This is a genomic window from Delftia acidovorans NBRC 14950 (assembly GCF_001598795.1).
GTDB classification, from domain to species: domain Bacteria; phylum Pseudomonadota; class Gammaproteobacteria; order Burkholderiales; family Burkholderiaceae_C; genus Comamonas; species Comamonas acidovorans.
This window is the reverse complement of the sequence record NZ_BCZP01000010.1, coordinates 183,037-202,115: the sequence shown is the minus strand read 5'-3', so window position 1 is coordinate 202,115 and position 19,079 is coordinate 183,037. Positions and strand designations below refer to the sequence as shown.

Annotated in this window: 18 protein-coding genes; 6 read left to right on the top strand and 12 right to left on the bottom strand. The window is 70.3% G+C overall.

Annotated elements, in window-relative coordinates; genetic code table 11:
* Window positions 1-1,008, top strand: a complete 1,008-nt coding sequence (locus tag DA1_RS15415) for a Bug family tripartite tricarboxylate transporter substrate binding protein (RefSeq protein ID WP_034389669.1) — start codon at window positions 1-3, stop codon at window positions 1,006-1,008.
* A gap of 18 nt (window positions 1,009-1,026) precedes the next feature.
* Window positions 1,027-2,628 carry a gamma-glutamyltransferase family protein gene (locus tag DA1_RS15410; RefSeq protein WP_034389671.1) on the top strand — a complete coding sequence of 534 codons (1,602 nt, stop codon included), beginning with the start codon at window positions 1,027-1,029 and terminating at the stop codon, window positions 2,626-2,628.
* A 22-nt stretch (window positions 2,629-2,650) separates the two neighbouring features.
* Here DA1_RS15410 and DA1_RS15405 read toward each other — a convergent pair whose 3' ends face one another.
* Genes DA1_RS15405 through DA1_RS15380 form a run of 6 tightly spaced genes read right to left on the bottom strand, consistent with a single transcriptional unit; the run spans window position 2,651 to window position 8,718 of the window.
* Window positions 2,651-3,292: a nucleoside/nucleotide kinase family protein gene (locus DA1_RS15405; protein ID WP_034389673.1), complete on the bottom strand. Its 642-nt coding sequence runs from the start codon at window positions 3,290-3,292 to the stop codon at window positions 2,651-2,653.
* Window positions 3,289-4,158, bottom strand: a complete 870-nt coding sequence (locus DA1_RS15400; RefSeq protein WP_034389676.1) for a sugar phosphate isomerase/epimerase family protein — start codon at window positions 4,156-4,158, stop codon at window positions 3,289-3,291. Before DA1_RS15400 ends, DA1_RS15405 begins: the two co-directional genes overlap by 4 nt.
* Window positions 4,155-5,192, bottom strand: coding sequence for an ABC transporter permease (locus DA1_RS15395; RefSeq protein WP_034389678.1), 1,038 nt, complete (start codon window positions 5,190-5,192; stop codon window positions 4,155-4,157). Before DA1_RS15395 ends, DA1_RS15400 begins: the two co-directional genes overlap by 4 nt.
* Complete coding sequence (locus DA1_RS15390) at window positions 5,189-6,223, bottom strand: ABC transporter permease (protein ID WP_034389680.1); 1,035 nt, start codon at window positions 6,221-6,223, stop codon at window positions 5,189-5,191. Before DA1_RS15390 ends, DA1_RS15395 begins: the two co-directional genes overlap by 4 nt.
* Window positions 6,216-7,715, bottom strand: a complete 1,500-nt coding sequence (locus DA1_RS15385; protein WP_034389682.1) for a sugar ABC transporter ATP-binding protein — start codon at window positions 7,713-7,715, stop codon at window positions 6,216-6,218. Before DA1_RS15385 ends, DA1_RS15390 begins: the two co-directional genes overlap by 8 nt.
* A gap of 13 nt (window positions 7,716-7,728) precedes the next feature.
* Window positions 7,729-8,718, bottom strand: coding sequence for a substrate-binding domain-containing protein (locus DA1_RS15380; protein ID WP_034389684.1), 990 nt, complete (start codon window positions 8,716-8,718; stop codon window positions 7,729-7,731).
* Between the two features lie 177 nt (window positions 8,719-8,895).
* Between DA1_RS15380 and DA1_RS15375 the strand changes: the two genes are divergently transcribed.
* Entirely contained in the window at window positions 8,896-9,930 is a 1,035-nt protein-coding gene (locus DA1_RS15375; RefSeq protein ID WP_230590697.1) for a LacI family DNA-binding transcriptional regulator, read from the top strand.
* Window positions 9,931-10,022: 92 nt separating this feature from the next.
* Here DA1_RS15375 and DA1_RS15370 read toward each other — a convergent pair whose 3' ends face one another.
* Window positions 10,023-10,370: a helix-turn-helix domain-containing protein gene (locus DA1_RS15370; RefSeq protein ID WP_155294164.1), complete on the bottom strand. Its 348-nt coding sequence runs from the start codon at window positions 10,368-10,370 to the stop codon at window positions 10,023-10,025.
* A gap of 34 nt (window positions 10,371-10,404) precedes the next feature.
* Complete coding sequence (locus DA1_RS15365; protein WP_013804650.1) at window positions 10,405-11,322, bottom strand: LysR family transcriptional regulator; 918 nt, start codon at window positions 11,320-11,322, stop codon at window positions 10,405-10,407.
* Between the two features lie 111 nt (window positions 11,323-11,433).
* Between DA1_RS15365 and DA1_RS15360 the strand changes: the two genes are divergently transcribed.
* The 3 genes from DA1_RS15360 (at window position 11,434) to DA1_RS15350 (ending at window position 14,352) form a co-directional block, all read left to right on the top strand.
* Window positions 11,434-12,663, top strand: coding sequence for an alpha-hydroxy acid oxidase (locus tag DA1_RS15360; protein WP_013804649.1), 1,230 nt, complete (start codon window positions 11,434-11,436; stop codon window positions 12,661-12,663).
* A 51-nt stretch (window positions 12,664-12,714) separates the two neighbouring features.
* Complete coding sequence (locus DA1_RS15355; protein WP_034389689.1) at window positions 12,715-13,701, top strand: tripartite tricarboxylate transporter substrate binding protein BugE; 987 nt, start codon at window positions 12,715-12,717, stop codon at window positions 13,699-13,701.
* 147 nt (window positions 13,702-13,848) lie between these two features.
* A complete protein-coding gene (locus DA1_RS15350) occupies window positions 13,849-14,352 on the top strand; it encodes a carboxymuconolactone decarboxylase family protein (protein WP_034398063.1) in 504 nt (167 codons plus the stop codon).
* Window positions 14,353-14,367: 15 nt separating this feature from the next.
* Here the strand turns inward: DA1_RS15350 and DA1_RS15345 are convergent, their stop codons facing one another.
* From DA1_RS15345 to DA1_RS15330, 4 genes are all read right to left on the bottom strand, one after another.
* A complete protein-coding gene (locus tag DA1_RS15345) occupies window positions 14,368-15,348 on the bottom strand; it encodes a Bug family tripartite tricarboxylate transporter substrate binding protein (RefSeq protein WP_174549397.1) in 981 nt (326 codons plus the stop codon).
* Window positions 15,349-15,390: 42 nt separating this feature from the next.
* The gene (gene tcuB, locus DA1_RS15340) at window positions 15,391-16,593 is read right to left on the bottom strand and encodes a tricarballylate utilization 4Fe-4S protein TcuB (RefSeq protein WP_034389690.1); all 1,203 of its coding nucleotides are present in this window, start codon (window positions 16,591-16,593) and stop codon (window positions 15,391-15,393) included.
* A gap of 5 nt (window positions 16,594-16,598) precedes the next feature.
* Window positions 16,599-18,023 (bottom strand): FAD-dependent tricarballylate dehydrogenase TcuA, encoded by a 1,425-nt coding sequence (tcuA, locus tag DA1_RS15335; protein WP_034389691.1) that lies wholly within the window; start codon window positions 18,021-18,023, stop codon window positions 16,599-16,601.
* Window positions 18,024-18,110: 87 nt separating this feature from the next.
* Window positions 18,111-19,073, bottom strand: a complete 963-nt coding sequence (locus tag DA1_RS15330; RefSeq protein WP_012202727.1) for a LysR substrate-binding domain-containing protein — start codon at window positions 19,071-19,073, stop codon at window positions 18,111-18,113.
* Between the last annotated feature and the right edge of the window lie 6 nt (window positions 19,074-19,079).

Sequence of the window (19,079 nt, the reverse complement as noted above, 5' to 3'; positions counted from 1 at the left end):
ATGAAGGCATTGCCCAGCGTTTTACTTCCACGCCGCGCCATCGTGGCTGCAGCCTGTGCCCTGGCTGGCGCCATCGCCCTGCCCGCCGTGGCACAGGGCCAGGCGTCCTGGCCCTCGCACCCGGTGCGCCTGGTCGTGCCCTTTCCGGCCAGCGGCGCCACCGACCTCGTGGCGCGCGTGGTGGCGCAGCGCATGTCCCAGGACCTGGGCCAGCAGCTGGTCATCGACAACCGCCCCGGCGCGGGCGGCACCATCGGCACGGGCGAGGCCGCCAAGGCCTCGCCGGACGGCTACACGCTGCTGTTCACCACCAGCAGCACGCATGCCATCTCGCCGCATCTGATGACCCGTCTGGCCTACAAGGCCGACAAGGATTTCACGCCCATTGCCGAGATCGGCGGCGCGGCCAGCATCCTGCTGGTCACGCCCTCGCTGCCCGTGCGCAATGTGCAGGAGCTGATCACCTATGCCAAGGCCCATCCGGGCGCCCTCAACTACGCCAGCAGCGGCAACGGCACCATCGTCCACCTGAACGCGGCGGCCTTCGCGGCACGCGCGGGCCTGCAGCTGACCCATGTGCCCTACAAGGGCACGGCCCAGTCCATCACCGACCTGGCCGCTGGCCAGGTGCACCTGCTGTTCGACTCCATTCCCACCGGCATGCCCCATGTGGCCAGCGGCCGCCTGCGCGCACTGGCCGTGACCGGCGACAAGCGCAGCGCGCTGGCGCCCGACCTGCCCACGGTGGCCGAGTCCGGCCTGCCTGGCTATTCTTCGGTCACCTGGTTCGGCGTCTATGGTCCGGCCGGCATGAAGCCCGAGCTGGTGGCGCGGATCAATCAGGCCTTCAACAAGGCCATCCAGAATCCCGAGGTGGTGGCCAGCCTGGCCAAGCAGGGCGTGGAGGCCGCATCGCCCCGCACGCCCGCGCAGTTCGCTGCCATGGTGCAGGCCGACAGCGTCCGCTGGGCGCAGGTCATCAAAGAAAACAAAATCACTCTTGACTAACCTTTTCCCCATCGAGACATGACAAGCACCATCAAGGACTGGACACTTCCCTACGCCTCGCACCGCTCTTCGGTGCTGGGCCGCAACATGGTCTCCACCTCGCAGCCGCTGGCCGCGCAGGCCGGCCTGGCCATGCTGCTGGCCGGCGGCAATGCCGTGGATGCGGCCATTGCCACGGCCATGGCGCTGACCGTGGTCGAGCCCACGGGCTGCGGCCTGGGCAGCGATGCCTTCTGCATCCTGTGGGATGGCAAGGAATTGCACGGCCTCAATGCCTCGGGCCGCTCGCCCGAAGCCTGGACGCCCGAGTACTTCGCCGCGCTGGGCGGCATCCCCGAGAAGGGCTGGAACGCCGTCACCGTGCCCGGCGCCGTCTCGGCCTGGGTGGAGCTGTCGCGCCGCTTCGGCAAGCTGCCGTTCGAGCAACTGGCCCAGCCCGCCATCCGCTATGCGCGCGACGGCTTTGCGGTCTCGCCCACCATCGCCACGCTGTGGGCGCTGGGCGGAGCCAAGCTCGGCGACCAGCCCGGTTTTGCCGAATGCTTCCTGCCCGATGGCAAGGCCCCGAAGGCGGGCGAGGTCTTCCGCAGCGAAGCCCATGCGCGCACGCTGGAGGAGATCGCCGCCACCAAGGGCGAATCCTTCTACCGTGGCGCACTGGCGCGCTCGATGGCCGAGCACGCCAAGGCCTGCGGCGGCGCCATGACCGAGGCCGACCTGGCCGCCCACCAGGCCGACTGGGTCGGCACGGTGTCGCAGACCTTTGGCGACTCGGTGATCCACGAGATCCCGCCCAACGGCCAGGGCATTGCCGCGCTGATGGCGCTGGGCATGCTGGACGCACTGGGCGTGGGCGCCGAGCCGCTGGACGGCGTGGAGTCCGTGCACCTGCAGGTCGAGGCCATGAAGCTGGCCCTGGCCGACCTGCACGAATACAACGCCGACGGCGACCACATGCGCGTCGAATCCGCCCATCTGCTGGACGCCGGCTACCTGCGCGAACGCGCGGCGCTCATTGACCGCGAGCGCGCCAGCGCGCCCACCTACGGCGCCCCGCGCCCCGGCGGCACGGTCTACCTGGCGTCGGCCGATGCCAGCGGCATGATGGTCTCGTTCATCCAGTCCAACTACATGGGCTTCGGCTCGGGCGTGGTCGTGCCGGGCACCGGCATCAGCCTGCAAAACCGCGGCCACGGCTTCACCACGCAAGCCGGCCATGCCAACGAGGTCGCGCCGCGCAAGCGCCCCTCGCACACCATCATCCCGGCCTTTGCGATGAACGCCGACGGCACGCCCCAGATGGCCTTCGGCGTGATGGGCGGCCCCATGCAGAGCCAGGGCCACCTGCAGATGGCCCTGCGCGTGCTGCGCTACGGCCAGAACCCCCAGGCCGCCGCCGACGCACCGCGCTGGCGCGTGACGGGCGGCAAGGGCGTGGCCGTGGAGCCGGCCTTCGACGCCGAGGTCGTCGCCGCCCTGCGCGCACGCGGCCACGAAGTCACGATCGAGGAAGGCCATGGCGTCTTCGCCTTCGGCGGCGCACAACTGGTGCTGCGCGACGGCGACCACTACATCGGCGGATCGGACCCGCGCAAGGATGGGGGCGTGGTGGCGTTCTGAGCGGGGGCTGTGTCCGGCAGCCTCACCCCCAGCGCAACACCCAATCCGCCCGCCCCCGCGTTGCCGCAATGCGGCGCGCATTGGGCTCGTCCACCTGCGCCACCCAGTCGCGTGCGGCCTGGGGGCTGCGGCCGTGGAGTTCGTGGCGGCGGGTCAGGCGTTCGATGCGAAGGCGGTCGTCCATGTCCACGTACCAGACCTCGTCCAGCAGCGTGTGCACGGCATGCCAGTGCGTGCCCGGCGCATCCTGTTCATCCATCAGCAGGTAATTGCCTTCGGTGATGACCAGGGGCACGCCGGGCGCGATGGCGATGGCGCCTGCAATGGGCTCCTCGATGGCGCGCCGGAATTCGGGGGCGTAGACCGTTTCACCGGCCACGGGCGCGCGCAGGCGGCGCAGCAGGGCCACGTAGCCGGCCGAGTCGAAGGTGTCGGGCGCGCCCTTGCGCTGTGCACGGCCCAGGCGCTCCAGCGCGGACTGCGCCAGGTGGAAGCCGTCCATGGGCACGGCCGCCGTCAGCGGGCCCAGCGCCTGCAGCAGGGCGGCGCAGGCCGTGCTCTTGCCTGCGCCGGGCGGGCCCGTCAGGCCCAGCAGGCGTCGGGGGCCGGGGCGCGCCAGCGCAAACGCACGCGCCAGGGCTTCGGGCGGCAGGATGGCCGTCATGCGCGTGCCTGCTGCGCGCTGGCCAGCCCGTCTGCCATGAAGCCGCGTGCGTGCAGGGCCAGGTCCATGCCGTCTTCCCACATCGGGCGCCAGATGGCCAGCGCGTTCGACAACTGCTCGTTGACGATGGCCGACGAGAAACTCTCGAAGGTGACGGTGCCCTGGTAGCCGATCTGCGCGAGCGCACCGAAGAACTGCGCGAAGTCGATGTGGCCCGCGCCCAGGTAGCCGCGGTGGTTCTCGCCGATGTGCACGTAGCCCAGCCGCTGGCCGCAGGCCAGCACGGGCGCGGCCAGGTCGGCTTCCTCGATGTTCATGTGGTAGGTGTCCAGGTGCACGCAGACATTGGGCTTGCCGACTTCGTCGATGAATTCCAGCGCCTGCTCGGCCGTGTTGAGCAGGTTGCTTTCGTAGCGGTTGACCACCTCCAGGCCCAGCGTGACGCCGCGCTCGCCCGCGAAGTCGGCAATGCGCCGCACGGCCTCGATCGCGTTGCGCCGGCCCTGTGGTGTGCACGGGTGGCCGTATTTCGCCATGGCGCCGTAGAGGATGCCGCCGAAATAGCGCCCGCCCAGGCGCGCCGTGATGTCCACGCCCTCTTGCAGCAGCGCCAGGCCGCGCGCGACCACGGTGGGGTCTTCGCTGGAGACATCGGCCTCGAAGGTCAGCCCGCGCGAGCAGCCTACGCCCAGGCCATGCTCCTGCAGCAGATCACGCGTGAGCGCCAGGTCCATGAGCCGGGGGCCGTGCAGGGACAGCTCGACCAGGTCGTAACCGGCCTGGCGCGTCCGCTCGATCACATGGCGGGTGGAGGCCGGCGACAGGTCGCCGGCCCAGACAAGGGCGTGGATGCCGAGGGGGTTCATAGGGGCTCCGGGTGGACTCTGCGAGAGCGTGAAGGGGAGGGTTCGGCGGGTGCCCGGGCACGGCCCCGCCAGCGCGCCAGCAGGTGGCGCGCGGCCACGGCGGCGATCATGGTGGCGCCCCACAGGGCCTGCGTTAGCTGGGCATTGGCGCCCAGCAGGTTCACCCCGCTGGACAGCACCTGCAGGATGAGCAGGGCGACGAACAGCCCCGACACCCGGCCGAAGCCGCCCATGGGATCGGTGCCGCCCAGGATGGCCGCAAGCACCGTGACCAGCAGGTAGGACTGGGCATAGCCCGCGCTGGCCGAGTTGAAGCGCGCCATCATCAGCACGGCCGCAATCCAGCACAGCAGCGTGGACAGGGTGTAGACGCCGATCAGCACGCGGCGCGTATCGATGCCCGCATGGCGCGTGGCCTCGGCATTGGAGCCGACCATGCGGATGGCCAGCCCGTGGCGTGTGCTGCCCAGGTACAGGCCCACCAGCAGGCACACGGCGGCGAAGATCCAGAACGGCAGCGGCAGGCCCAGCCACTGGGCGGAGCCCAGGGCCTGGAAGGCCTCGGGAAAGCCTGCAATGGGCTTGCCGCGCGTGAGCCAGACGCACAGGCCGTTGATCAGCGACATGGTGCCCAGGGTGACAAGGATGGGATGGGCATGGACGCGCGCCACCAGCCAGCCGCTGGCCAGCCCCACCAGCAGGCTGGCGAGGGCGCCCACGGCCAGTGCTGCGGCGATGAGCAGGCCCTCATGGCCCGACAGGTCCAGGCCCAGCGCCGACAGGCCTCCCACCAGCACCCAGGCCATGGCCAGACCCGCCATGTTGGCGCTGGCGACCACGGCCAGGTTGATGCCGCCGCTGACCAGCGGCAACATCTGCGCCAGTGCCAGCAGGCCCAGTTCCGGGATCTGCAGCAGCACCGATTGCAGCGTGCCCAGGGTGGCGAAGCTGCCGGGCAGCAGCAGCGTGAACACGGCGCACAGCAGCGCCAGCAGCGCGATCAGGCCCAGCGGCGCGCCAGTGCTGCGGTTCATGGCGCGGCCCTCGCCAAAGGCGCTGCAGGAGTGGCGTCAGCGCTGCGCTGCTGGTTGCGTCGCTGCGTGCGCCGCAGTCCCGTTGCGGCGGCGCAGGCCAGCACCACGGCGCCCAGCAGCACCTGGAAGAAATACGGCGACACGCCCAGCAGGTTCAGCCCGTTGCGCAGCACGGCCAGCAGCAGCACGCCCATCAGCACGCCGCCCACGCTGCCCGTGCCGCCGAACAGGCTAGCGCCGCCCAGCACGGCGGCCGCGAGCACGAACAGCTCCGTGCCGACCAGCGCGTTGGGCACCGACTCGCCCACGCGGTGCGCCTGCACCAGGCCTGCGATGGCCGCCATCATGCCGAGCCAGCCATAGGCCACGCCCTGGATGGCGCCCAGCCCGATGCCCATGCGGTGCGCGGCCTCGGGGTTGCCGCCGAAGGCGTACAGGCGCCGCCCCAGCGCGCTGCGGCCCAGCAGCAGTGCGGTCAGCAGGGCGGCCGCAGCGGCCACGGCGATGGGCAGGGTCAGGCGCACGGGGTCTGTGCCGTCGGTGCCCGCGAAGCGGGCCAGCACCACTGAATCGCTCCACCACGACGGCAGGTCGTAGATGGACCGGCCGCCCGTGCCATGCATCAGCAGCGCGAAGTACAGGTTCAGCGTGGAGATGGTGATGATGATGGAGGTGGCGCGCAGGCGGTGGATAAGCAGGGCGTTGAATGCGCCCAGCGCCAGTCCCGTGGCCAGGCCCAGCGCGATGCTGGCCGCCGGTGCCCAGCCCAGGCGTGTGGCCGCGAGGGCCGCAAGGTACTGCGCCACCGTGGCCGTGGCGGCAAACGAGATGTCGATGCCGCCCGCGACCAGCACCACCAGCAGGCCCACGGCCATGATGGCGGTGACCGATGCGCCCTCGGCCACGTCCATCCAGTTGCCCAGCGTCCAGAAGCCCGGCGCCAGGGCGCCGAACAGCAGGGCCATGGCGGCAATGGCCAGGCCCAGCCGGGCCACGGGGTGTTGCAGCAGCGCGTGTGCGTGTTCAGGCATGGACGGCCTCCTCGATCTGGCTTTCGGAATGCACCCCCGGCACGAACTCGCCGGCCATGCGCCCGCCGCGCATGTGCAGCACGCGGTCGCAGTGGGCATGGACCTCGGCCACCTCGTCCGAGATGACGATCACCGCCATGCCCTGTGCGGCGAGCCCGTGCACGATCTCGAAGATGCCCTGCCGATTGCCGATGTCCACGCCCACGGTGGGCGAGTCGAGGATCAGCACGCGCGGCGCGGTCGCCAGCCAGCGGGCCAGCACCACGCGCTGGGCATTGCCGCCGGACAGCTGGTGCACGGGTGCGTCCAGCGCGGGCAGGCGCATGTGCAGGCGGTCGCGCCACTGGGCTGCGGTGGCGGCGCGGCGGCTGGCAGGCAGCCAGCCCAGCGGGCCGGACAGGCGCGGCAGCATGGCCAGCACCAGGTTGTCCTGCACGGACTGGCGCAGGTTCAGGCCGATGGACTGGCGGTCCTCGGGCACATAGGCAATGCCCGCCGCCATGGCGTCGCGGTTGCTGCGCAGCACCAACGTGCGGCCGCCCAGGCGGATGCTGCCGCGATCGGGCCTGCGCATGCCGAACAGGCCCAGGGCCAGCTCGGTGCGGCCCGCGCCCAGCAGCCCGGTCAGGCCCAGGATCTCGCCCTCGCGCACGTCGAAGCTCACGTCCTCGTAGTCGCCGTCGCGGCCCAGGCCGCGCACTTCCAGCAGCGCGGGCGCGGCGGACATGTCACGCGCATGCAGTCGTTCATCCACTTCCTGCCCGGTCATCAGCGTGGCCAGTTGCCTGCCCGACAGTTGCGCGGCGGGCCAGGTGCCCAGCTTGCGCCCGTCGCGCAGCACGGTGACGCGGTCGGCGATCTCCATGACCTCATCCAGCTTGTGGCTCACGAAGACGATGGCCATGCCATCGGCCTGGAGCCGGCGCACCACGGCCAGCAGCGCATCGACCTCGGCGCGCGTGAGCGAGGCCGTGGGCTCATCCATGAACAGCAGCCTGGCCCGGGCCGCCATGCCCCGGCAGATGGCCACGAGCTGGCGGCCCGCAATGGGCAGGTCGCCCACCCGCACATCCAGCGGCAGCGCAATGCCCAGGCGCTGCATCACGGCCCGGGCCGCCGCGCGCTGGCGCCTGCGGCGCACGGGCGCCCACCAGCGGCCCATGGCCTGGTCAAAGGCAATGTTCTCGGCCACGCTCAGGTTGGGAAACAGCGACAGGTCCTGGTAGATCACCTGAATGCCCAGGGACTTGGCCAGCGCCGGGTCCAGCCGCTGCACGGGCTGTCCGCCGATGTCGATGCGCGCGCCCGGCTGCAGCGCGTGCACGCCGCTGAGCACCTTGATCGCCGTGCTCTTGCCGCTGCCGTTGCTGCCCATCAGGCAGTGCACCTCGCCGGGCATCACGTCCCAGTCCAGCGCATGCAGCGCCGTGGCGTCGCCAAAGCGCACGGTGACCGCCTGCATGCGGACCAGCGCCGTTGTGGTGGCATCCATGGCAGCGCGCGGCTCACAGGCCCAGGCTGACCAGCCGGTCTATGGTCTGCCGGTTGATCGGCTCCAGCCTCTGGCCCTGGATGTTGCGGCGCTCGCGGTCCACCTGGACCTTGCCCAGGCCCGGTATCTCCATGCCGTCCGTGGGCTCGCGGCCGTCGATCAGCATCTTGCCCACATGCACGATCACCTCGCCGGCCAGCGCGGGGTTCCAGATGAAGCCCTCGCGGATCACGCCGTCGCGCACCAGCTTTGCGCCCTGGCCCGGCGAGAACGAGCCCACCACGGCAACGCGCTCGGCTTTGCGCGCATCGGCCACCGCGCGGCCCGCGCCAATGGGGCCCTGGCTGCCGAAGGCCAGAAAGCCCTTGAGGTCGGGGTGCGCGCGCATCAGGTCCTGGGCGCTGCGGTAGGAGTCGTCCAGGCTCTCGGCCACGCCAAAGCGCTCGGACACCAGCTGCATCTTCGGCCACTGCTTTTTCTGGTGGGCGATGGCCGCATCGGCCCAGGCGTTGTGCAGCGGTACGGTCAGCGAGCCCACGAAGACCACGTACTTGCCTTCGCCACCCATGGCCTTGGCCAGGCTGTCCATGTGGCGCTCGCCAAAGCCCGCGACGCTGCTCAGCTCGATGTTCCAGTCGGCGCCCTTCTGGTCGGGCGACTCGTGCGTGAGCACCTTGATGCCTGCGCTGCGCGCACGCCGGAACACGGGCTCCAGCGCCCTGGCGTCATTGGGCACCACGGCGATGACCTTGCTGCGGCGCGCGATCAGGTCCTCGACCGCGCGCACCTGCTGGGCCGCATCGGCCTCGGTGGGGCCGACCATGCCGCTGGAGATGCCCAGCTCGCGGCCTGCCTTGCGGATGCCGGTCTCCATGGCGTTGAACCACGGAATGCCCCCGACCTTGGCCACCACCGACACATCCTCGGCACTGGCCGCGCCCGCCAGCACCGCCAGGGTGCAGGCCAGCAGTGCTCTCGAGAACCGGCTGAATCCATGGAACATGGCGCTCCTCCCTCTGTTTTGCACAATCGATTGCGCAAACTATAGACAGATGGACTTCCATTGCCGATGCGGGATTTCCCGGGCCGCTGCTGCGTGCCGGTGCCGGTCCGCCCGAATCGCTGCCGCAGCGGCTACGATGGCCGCCGAGCGCTCCCGTCCCAACCCCTGCAGAGCACCGTGAACCGCCCCCGAACATCCACCATCTACGACCTGGCCGAACTGGCCGGCACCTCGGCCTCGACGGTCAGCGCCATCCTCAACGGCAGCTGGCAGTCGCGGCGCATCAGCGAGGAGACCGCGCGCCGCGTGCAGCAGCTCGCCCAGGAACACAGCTTTGCCGTGAACCGCCAGGCCAGCGGCCTGCGCCGCCAGCGCTCGGGGCTGATCGGCATGGTGATTCCCACGCATGAGGACCGATTCTTCGGCGCGCTGTCCCAGGCCTTCGAGCGCATGGCCCATGAGCGCGGCCTGTGCCCGCTGGTGGTCAGCACGCTGCGCGACGGCGCGCTGGAGGTGGAGACCGTGCGCTCGCTGATCGCCTTTCGTGTGGAGCACCTCATCGTCACGGGCGCCACCCGGCCCGACGCCATCAGCGCCGAATGCCGCCAGGCCGGCGTGCGCCATGTCAACGTGGATCTTCCCGGGAAAAAGGCGCCCTCCGTCACCAGCGACAACCGCTGGGGTGCGGCCGAACTCACACGCCTGCTGCTGGCGCGCTCCAGGCCCCCGGCAGGTGCGCCGCAGGACGCCGTCTGCTTTCTGGGCGGCGTCCGCAAGGAGTACGCCACCGAGCAGCGCCTGGCCGGTTTTCGCGAAGCCCTGGCGCCCCACACGCCGGTGGCGGACGAGCACATCATTTGCTGCGGCTACGACCCCGAAGCGGCCCGCCTTGCCATGGCCGCGCTCTACCAGCGCCTGGGCGGCCTGCCGCGCGCCCTGCTGTTCTCATCGGGCATCACGCTGCAGGGCGCCATCCGCTTCCTGCGCGCACTGCCCGATGCGGAACTGGTGCAATGCAGCTTTGGCAGCTATGACTGGGACCCCTATGCCGAATGCCTGCGCTTTCCGGTGCACATGGTGCGCCAGAACGTCGAAGGCCTGATGGCCGAGGCCTTCCGCGCCATCGATGGCGAAGGCCTGCGCGCGGGGCAGGTGGTGCAGGTGCGGCCGCAGTTGGTGGAGTGGGGGGAGGGCGTGCATCCCACGCCATAGGCGCGAAACCTCGGCTGGCTCAGTGCGCGCCAGCAGCGTCTTGCTGCGCAATGTGGCTGACGTGGATCACGCCGCTGCTTTGCCTGTTGCGCTCACGGATTGCCGCTGCGGGCTGGCCGCAGCAATTCCCATGGCTCCACTTCCAGGGCCCTTGCCAGCATCTCCACTTCGGTGAGCTTGGCGGAGCCGGCCTTGCCATCCTTGCCCGGCTTGCGCCGATCCGGGCTCAGATACAGGCTGATCGTTGTCTGGCCCACTCCGCATTTTTTGGCCAGCGCCATTTGCTTCAAGCCCTTTTTCTCCATGTGGAGAGCCAAGTTGTCGGCAAGGATCTGGTTGAGGGAGCTTTCAGGCATCGGGCGAGTGTGCAGAACTTTGCCAGTGAAGTGGGGATTGACCGTGCGGACTACCGGTCGCTTCGATTCTTGATCCCAGGTCATACCGCAGGCATGCGGATAGTCCGCTGCCTTGCCTTCATCGCCCTGCACCCACCAACCCCGGCATCACCGTGAAATCCACCTGCGCCTGCGCCAGTTGCTGCATGGCCGGGATCAGGGCGCGGGCGTCGCCGCGTCGCCATTGGAAGGCGTAGTGCAGAGGCGCGAGGGCAGCCTTGGGGTGGGCACCCCCGACGGCGCGCAGGCCCAGGGCGGCGATCCAGCCGGTGGGCAGGAAGCCCACGCCCAGGCCGGCGCGCAGCATGCCGGCCACGGCGCCCCAGCTGTTGCACAGGATGCGCTCGCGCACGCTGGCGCCCTGGGCGAGCAGCCAGTCGTCCAGCAGGCGCGTGGTGCCGGCTTGCGGGGGCAGGGTGACCAGCGCATGGCGCTGCAGCAGGGCCGTGGCGCCCAGGCGGCCCGCGCCTGCCAGGCCGGGGGCCACGGCCCAGGCAAAGCGCGCGGCGCCCACGGGGCGGGACAGCAGGCTGCTGCGCGAGGAGCGGCCCGCGATGACGGCAAAGTCCAGCTCGCCGTCGTCCAGGCGCTGCTCCAGCACGCCGCCCACGTCCACATGGGGCTCCAGCACCAGTTGCGGATGGGCCTGGCGCGCGGCGGCCACGAAGGCCGGCAGCCAGGTCAGCGCCGACAGGTCGCCCACGCCGAAGCGGCAATGCCCGGCCAGCGCCTCGCGCGTGTCCAGGGCCTGGCCCAGCGCAGCCATGGCGTTGAGCACCTCCAGCGCGGCGGGCAGCAGGCGCTGGCCGGCATCGGTGAGCACGGCGCGGTGGCCGCTGCGGTCGAACAGCGGCTGGCCCAGCGCGGACTCCAGTTCCGTGATGCGCTTGGACAGCGAGGACACGGACAGGTGCACGCGCTGCGCTGCCGTGGCGAAGTTGCTGCAGGTGGCGGCCCACCAGAAGGCTTCGAGCTGCTTGACCGAGGGTGTGGACATGGGTTTTTCATTGGCAAAAAGCGAACAAGTGAATTCTAAATAATCCACTTTCATTCAATGGATGGGCGGCCTACAGTGGCGCCGGCTCCTGAACATTCCGAGGTCCGCACCATGGCCGCCATCGCTTCCTCCTCTGCCTCCACGCCTTCGGCATCCGCCCTGCCGGCGCCGCGCGCCCCGGCCGTGCTGCGCCGCATGCTGTCGCTGCATGATTTCGAGGAGGCCGCGCGTCGCAGGCTGCCCCGGCCCATCTTCGGCTACATCGCCGGGGCGGCCGAGGACAACGCCTCGCTGCGCGACAACCGCGAGGTGTTCGGCGAATGGGGCCTGACCACGCGCGTGCTGGCCGATGTGTCGCAGCGCTCGCAGGCCGTGGAGCTGTTCGGCGAGCGCTATGCCAGCCCCTTCGGCATTGCGCCCATGGGCATCAATGCGCTGTCCACCTACCGGGGCGACCTGGTGCTGGCCCGCGCGGCCCAGCGCGCGGGCATTGTTTCGGTGATGAGCGGCACTTCGCTGATTCCCATGGAGGAGGTGGCGCGCGAGAGCCCGGCCACCTGGTTCCAGGCCTATATCCCCGGGGACCAGGCCCGCATCGACGCGCTGATCGACCGCGTGGAGCGCGCAGGCTTTCGCACCCTGGTGGTGACGGTGGACATACCGATCTCCGCCAACCGAGAGAACAACATCCGCACCGGCTTTTCCACGCCGCTCAAGCCCAGCCTGCGCCTGGCCTGGGACGGCATGGTGCGCCCGGGCTGGGTGGCGGGCACGTTCCTGCGCACGCTGCTGCGCCACGGCATGCCGCATTTCGAGAACTCCTTTGCCACGCGCGGCGCGCCCATCATGTCGTCCAGCGTGATGCGCGATTTTTCGGCACGCGACCACCTGAGCTGGCGCCACATCGAGGCCATCCGCCGCCGCTGGAAGGGGCCGCTGGTCATCAAGGGCGTGCTCAGCGTGGAGGATGCGCTGCAGGCCCGGCGCGTGGGGGCCGACGGCATCGTGCTGTCCAACCATGGCGGGCGGCAGCTTGACGGCGCGGTGTCGGCCATGCGCATTCTTGAGGACGTGGTGGCGGCCCTGGGGCCGGACTATCCCGTGCTGATCGACGGGGGCTTCAGGCGCGGCTCCGATGTGCTCAAGGCCGTGGCGCTGGGCGCGCGCATGGTGCTGGTGGGTCGGCCCTTCAACTACGCCGCCGCCGTGGGCGGCGAGGCCGGCGTGCTGCACGCCATCGGCCTGCTGCGCGACGAGGTGGACCGCAACCTGGCCATGCTGGGCGCCTCCTCCTGCGGCGCGCTGGACCGCTCGCACATCGTGCGCCGCGCATCGGCCTGACAGAAACCTCCACCGTCCGTTCAAAACACAGCCATTCCCAGGAGACATCCCATGAACCACTTCACTTCACGCCGCAGCCTGTGCGCCCTGCTGCTGGCCGCTGGTGCCGCACCGGGCGCCATGGCGGCCGATGCCGGCGCCTATCCCACGCGCCCGGTGCGCCTGATCGTGCCGTTTGCGGCCGGCGGCACCACCGACATCGTGGCGCGCGCGATCGCGCCGCGCATGGCAGAGGCCCTGGGCCAGCCGCTGGTGGTGGACAACAAGGGCGGCGGCGGAGGCGCCATCGGCGCGCACGAGGCCGCGCGCGCCCAGCCCGACGGCTACACGCTGGGCGTGGCCACCGTGTCCACCACGGCCACCAATCCGGCCATCAACCCGCGCCTGCCCTACAACCCGCTCACCGATTTCACGCCCATCACCAACATTGCGGCCACGCCCAATGTGCTGGCCGTGCATCCGGGCTTCAAGGCGCAGAGCTTTACGGCCTTCGTGGACGAGGTGAAGAAGAACCCCGGCAAGCATGCCTACGGCACGGCGGGCACGGGCTCCATAGGCCACATGCTGATGGAGCTGATGTCCAGCCGCTCGGGGCTGTCGCTCACGCATGTGCCCTACCGGGGATCGGGCCCCGCGCTCAACGATGCGGTGGCGGGCCAGGTGCCCATCGTCTTCGACAACCTGCCCTCGGCCCTGCCCTTCATCAAGGCGGGCCGGCTCACCGCGCTGGCGGTGGCCGCGCCCGAGCGCCTGGCCCAGCTGCCCCAGGTGCCCACCTTCAAGGAGCTGGGGCTGGAGCCTGTCAACCGCAGCGCCTTCTATGGCATCTACGGCCCCAAGGGGCTGTCGCCCGAGATCGTGGCGCGCCTGCATGCGGCCGCCCAGCGCGCACTGGCCAGCCCCGAGGTGCGCCGCCAGATCGAGGACACGGGCTCGCGCGTGATCGGCAACCGCCCCGAGGAGTTCGCGCGCGAGATCGCGGCCGAGAACGCCCTGTACCGCAAGATCGCCACGGAGCGGCGCATCGTGGCGGATTGAGCGCCAGCCGGGGCGGGAATGGGGGATGGGGGCCGGGGCTGCGAAAAAATTTTTGCCCACGCTGTCACAACGCGCACGCCCCGCGCGTCTTGAAGGTATGGGCCAGCCATTCCGGCCGGCTGCTACATCCCTCAAGGAGTGTTTTCCATGACCGCTTCATCTTCCGCTGCCACCGGCGCCCGTCCTCTTGCCGCCCCCACGCCGCGCCTGAACTTCCAGGCCGTCGCCCCCGAGCTGTACAAGGCCCAGGCCGGCATCAACGCGCTGCTGCACGAGTCCAGCCTGGGCATCCAGCTGCTGGAGCTGGTGTTCCTGCGCGTCTCGCAGATCAACGGCTGCGCCTTCTGCGTGGACATGCACACGCGCGAACTGCTGTCCCGAGGCGAGGACCTGCAGCGCATCAACAGCATCGTCACTTGGCCCGAGGTGGATTTCTACGACGGGCGCGAGCGCGCCGCCCTGAACTGGGCCGAGCGCTGCACGCGCCTGAGCCAGGCCCATCCCGAGCAGCAGGACTTCGAGGCGCTGCGCCCGCATTTCAGCGAGCGCGAGATGGTGGAGCTGACCTATGCCATCGGCAGCATCAATGTCTGGAACCGCCTGTGCGCGGGATTTGCAGCGCCCGTGGCACGCAAGCCGATCAAGCTCTGAACGGGCGCAAGCCGCTCACTCCGCCGAGAGCTTTCGCTCCTTCACCAGCCTGCCCCACTGCTCGTATTCCTTCTTCATGAAGGCCGCGAACTCGGCTCGCGTGGTGGGCTGGGGGGTGAGGCCGTGCTTGTTCAGCGCCTCCTTGACGCCAGGGTCATTGAGTACCTTGACGATCTCGGTGTTCCAGCGGTCCAGCATCGGCTTGGGCGTCTTGCCCGGTGCCACGAAGGCATACCAGTTCAGCGCCTCGAAGCCGGGATAGCCGGCTTCGGCCACCGTAGGGATGTCGGGCATGTACGCCGGGCGCGTGAGGCCCGTGGTGGCCAGCGGGATCAGCTTGCCGGCCTCGATGTGGGGCAGGGCCGTGGGCGGCGCGGCGAAGTAGCTGGTCACGCGCTCGCCCAGCAGGTCCTGCAGCGCGGGCGCGCCGCCCTTGTAGGGCACGTGCACCATGTCGATGCCCGCGCGCTGGTTGAACAGCTCGCCTGCCAGGTGGGAGGCCGAGCCCGCGCCCGTCGAGGCGTAGTCCACCGTGCCCGGGTTCTTCTTGGCCTTGGCCACGAACTCGGCCAGGGTCTTCACGCCCGCGCCCTTGTGCACCACCAGCACGTTGGGAAAGTTCACGCCGCCCGAGATGGGCGCCAGGTCCTTGAAGGGGTCGTAGGGCAGCTTCATCAGGTGCGGCGCAATGGTCAGCGGCCCCACCGAGCCGAACAGCAGCACCGAGCCGTCGGCCGCCGCGTTGGCCACCTGCTGGTGGGCGATGTTGCCGCCCGCGCCGCCCTTGTTCTCCACCACCACGCTCTGGCCGATGTTCTCGCCCAGCTTCTTGGCGATCAGGCGCGCGGCCGCATCTGCGGCGCCGCCGGCGGCGAAGCCCACGACCAGGGACACGGGCTTCTTGGGAGGAAAGTCCTGGGCCTGCGCACTGGCGGCCAGTGCGAGCAGGGAGGCGGCCAGGGCGCTGGCGTGCAGGAAGTTGCGCTTGTTCATCATGGGGTTGTCTCCGTCATTGGCTGGGAATCGGGGCGGATGCGGCTAGTCGGCGCCCAGCCCGATGGGGCTGGGCTGGCGCTTTTCGGTGTTGTGGCGCAGCAGGGATGCCGTGCGGAACACGCCGTGCGCGAACTTGCCGTAGGGCAGGGTGGCGAACAGGGCGATCACCGCGCCCAGATGCAGGCACAGCAGCAGGGCCAGGGCCGGCGTGCCGCGGCCCAGCCACAGCGCCATGCCGCTGGCGGCGACCAGGAACAGCAGGGCGATGAAGCCCAGGTCCATGGGTTTCTGGCGCGCGTCGCCATGCAGCGGGTGGCGCCTGCGGTTCAGGCGCCACAGGCCTGCGGTGCCCAGCATGAGGCTGGTGCCGCCCACGGCGCCCAGCAGCTTGGGCAGGCTGGGGAATTCGTAGGGCGCGGCCCAGCCGAACACGTAGTGGTAGACCGTGGCCAGCGCCGTGGCCGCAAAGCACAGCATGAATCCGTAGAAGGTCAGGTGGTGAAAGCGCCTGCGGCTCAGGGTGTAGGCATCGTCGTCGTTGTGGCAGCCCTCGCCGTGGCCGCCGTCCAGGTATTTGAGGCGCAGCACGTCGTGCGCGGCCTCGGCCGCCGCCGGCGTGCCCACGTCCACGCCGCCGGTGGCGGGCTTGACGTCCTTCCAGAAGCGGCGCACGCCCATGGCCAGTGCCAGCACCACGAACAGGAACACGGGCGCGAAGATGCCCACCAGCAGGTTGTGCGGGAACAGGTTGTAGAAGTTGGCGCCCAGGTCGGCGCCCCACAGCCGGCCCAGGCCGCCCTGCAGGGCCACGGCCAGCACCAGGAACAGGGACAGGCCTGCGGCCAGGGCCAGCGACAGCGTGAGCCCGTTCCTCTGGTACAGGCGCCCCAGGGCGGGCGGCCAGGCGTAGTCGGCATAGGTCTGGCCGCGCACCTCGGCCATGGCCTTGGGGATGTTGATGGCGAACTCGTGCGGCGGCGCGTACTGGCAGGCATGCAGGCAGGCGCCGCAGTTGTGGCACAGGTTGGCCAGGTAGTGCACATCGGCCTTGCCGAACTCCAGGCGCCGCGTCATGGCCGGGAAGACCGCGCAAAAGCCTTCGCAGTAGCGGCAGGCGTTGCAGATCTGCAGGGCGCGCGCCACCTCGCCTTCGGCGGCCGTTTCGGTGGAAACCGGCAGGATGGGAATGACCCGGCCGGCGGCCAGGTCCTGGGCTTCTTGGGCCAGGGCGTTCAGGGTCTGCATCTCGGTCAAGCCTTCTCTGTCACTGCGCCGCGCACGGCGGGGTGGCCCGCGGCGGCCAGGGCTGCGTTGCGGCCCGCGATGCGGCCGAAGGCCGTGCCGATGGACATGCCCACGCCGGCCGTATAGCCCTTGCCCAGCACGTTGCCGGCCATCATTTCGCCGGCCACGAACAGGCTGGTGCTGGGCCGGCCGGCAAAGCGCACGGCCGCCGTGTCGTCGGTCTCCAGACCCAGGTAGGTGAAGGTCACGCCGGGGCGCAGCTGGTAGCCGTAGAAGGGCGCCGTGTCGATGGGGCGGGCCCAGTGGGTCTTGGCGGGCGCCAGGCCCTCGGTGTGGCAGTCGTCCAGCGCCGTGTGGTCGAAGTGGCCGACGCGGCAGGCGCCGTTGTAGGCATCCAGGGTCTGCATGAAGCGTTCCTCGTCCAGGCCCAGCTTGCGTGCCAGCTCGGGCAGGGAGTCGGCGCGCACGCCCGGGAAGACCGGCGGCATGAAGCGGCCAATGGCCTTGGCGTCGATGACGGACCAGGCGGTCTGGCCCGGCTGCTGGGCCACCAGGCGGCCCCAGATGGCATAGCGCTTGGGCCAGAAGTCCTCGCCCTCGTCGTAGAAGCGCTCGGCCTCGCGGTTGACCACCACGCCCAGCGAGACGCAGTCGATGCGCGTGCAGATGCCGCCGTCGTACAGCGGCGCGCGCGCATCGATGGCCACCATGTGGGCCTGGGTGGGGTCGCCGATGCGGTCGGCGCCATGGTCTTCGAGCAGGTGGCGCAGCAGCACGCCGCGGTTGAAGGCCGTGCCGCGGATCAGGAAGTTGTCGGACGGCCATTCGCCGCGTGCGTTCTGCCCCCAGGCCTCGCGCAGCCACTCGCGGTTGGACTCGAAGCCGCCCGCCGCCAGCACGCAGGTCTTTGCGGTGATGCGCTGCTCGCCCACCCAGGCGGCCTTGAACTCGCCGTCCTCGATCTCCAGCCGGTCCACGGGCGACGCGTAGCGCACCTGCACGCCCAGCCGTTCGGCGCTGCGGTAGTAGGCATTGACCAGGGCCTTGCCGCCGCCCATGAAGAAGGCATTGGTGCGCGCCACATGCAGGGCGCCCGACAGCGGCGGCTGAAAGTGCACGCCGTGGCGGCGCATCCAGTCGCGGCAGGTGGAGGAGGCGCGGATCACCATGCGCGCCAGGTGCTCGTTGGTGATGCCGCCCGTGACCTTGAGCAGGTCCTGCCAGAACTCCTCTTCGGGGTAGGCCTCGACCAGCACGTCCTGGGGCGCGTCGTGCATGCAGCGCAGGTTGCGCGTGTGGCCGGAATTGCCGCCGCGCCAGTCGCGCGGCGCCGCCTCCAGCAGCAGCACGCTGCGGCCTGCCTCGCGCGCCATCAGGGCCGCGCACAGGGCGGCATTGCCGCCGCCTATGACCAGGACATCGGGGTCCATGGAGTTCTCCTTGCATTCGCCATCGTGGGGAGTGCGAATGTAGGGAGAACGCCGCGCGGCGGGCAGGGGCCCGCCGGCATGGGGGTATCAGTCTTCGTGATGGATGAGGGCCGTGCCAGCCCAGGCACCGCCGCGCAGCAGCTGGCGCACGCAGTCGATCAGCACCACGCGCGCGGCCAGGGCGGCGGGCGACAGCTCATCCTCGGACAGGCTGCACAGCAAGTTGGTGCGCAGGGCATCTTTGTCCGTGATACGCGACCACTCGAAGCGCTGCGCGGCATCGGCATAGCGGCCCATGGAGGCCCAGGGCTGCACCGTGCTGCCCAGGCCTGCATCCACGGCCGCCATGACCATGGACAGCGAGTCCACCTCCAGCACCAGATGCGGCGTGAAGCGCGCCTGCGAGAAGGCCGTGTCCAGCGTGCTGCGCAGGCCGTGCAGACCCGTGGGCAGGATCAGCGATTCGCCGGCCAGGTCGGCCAGCGCCATCTGCGGCGGCAGCGGCTCGGGGTGGTGGCCGCGTGCGCGGATCAGGAACAGCTCTTCCTCGATCAGCGGGTGCACCTGCCAGCGCCGCCCGCCTGCGCGGGCCTGACCGCCGTGCAGGCGGGCGTCGAACAGCACGGCCATGTCCAGCGCGCGCGCATTGAGCATGTCGGTCAGGTGGCCGGACATGCCTTCCACCATGTGCAGGCGCACATCGGGGTAGCGCGCGCGCATGGCCTGCATCATGGGCAGGCCCAGCATGGCCGAGGTGGTGGGCGCCAGGCCCACGCTGACCGAGCCCGACAGCCGCGCCTGCTGCGCGCTGCGCACGGCCTGCTCGGCATGGCGCAGCGTGAGCTGGGCCTCGCGGAAGAAGGCCACGCCCGCCTCGGTGGGCACCACGCCGCGCGGCGTGCGCTGCAGCAGCCGGGTGGACAGCTCGCTTTCCAGGCGGCTGACCTGCTGGCTCAGCGCGGACTGGACCATGTCCAGGTCCAGGGCGGCGCGGCTCATGGAGCCCAGTTCGACGATGCGGACGAAGTAGCGGAGTTGTCTCAGTTCCATGGGGGC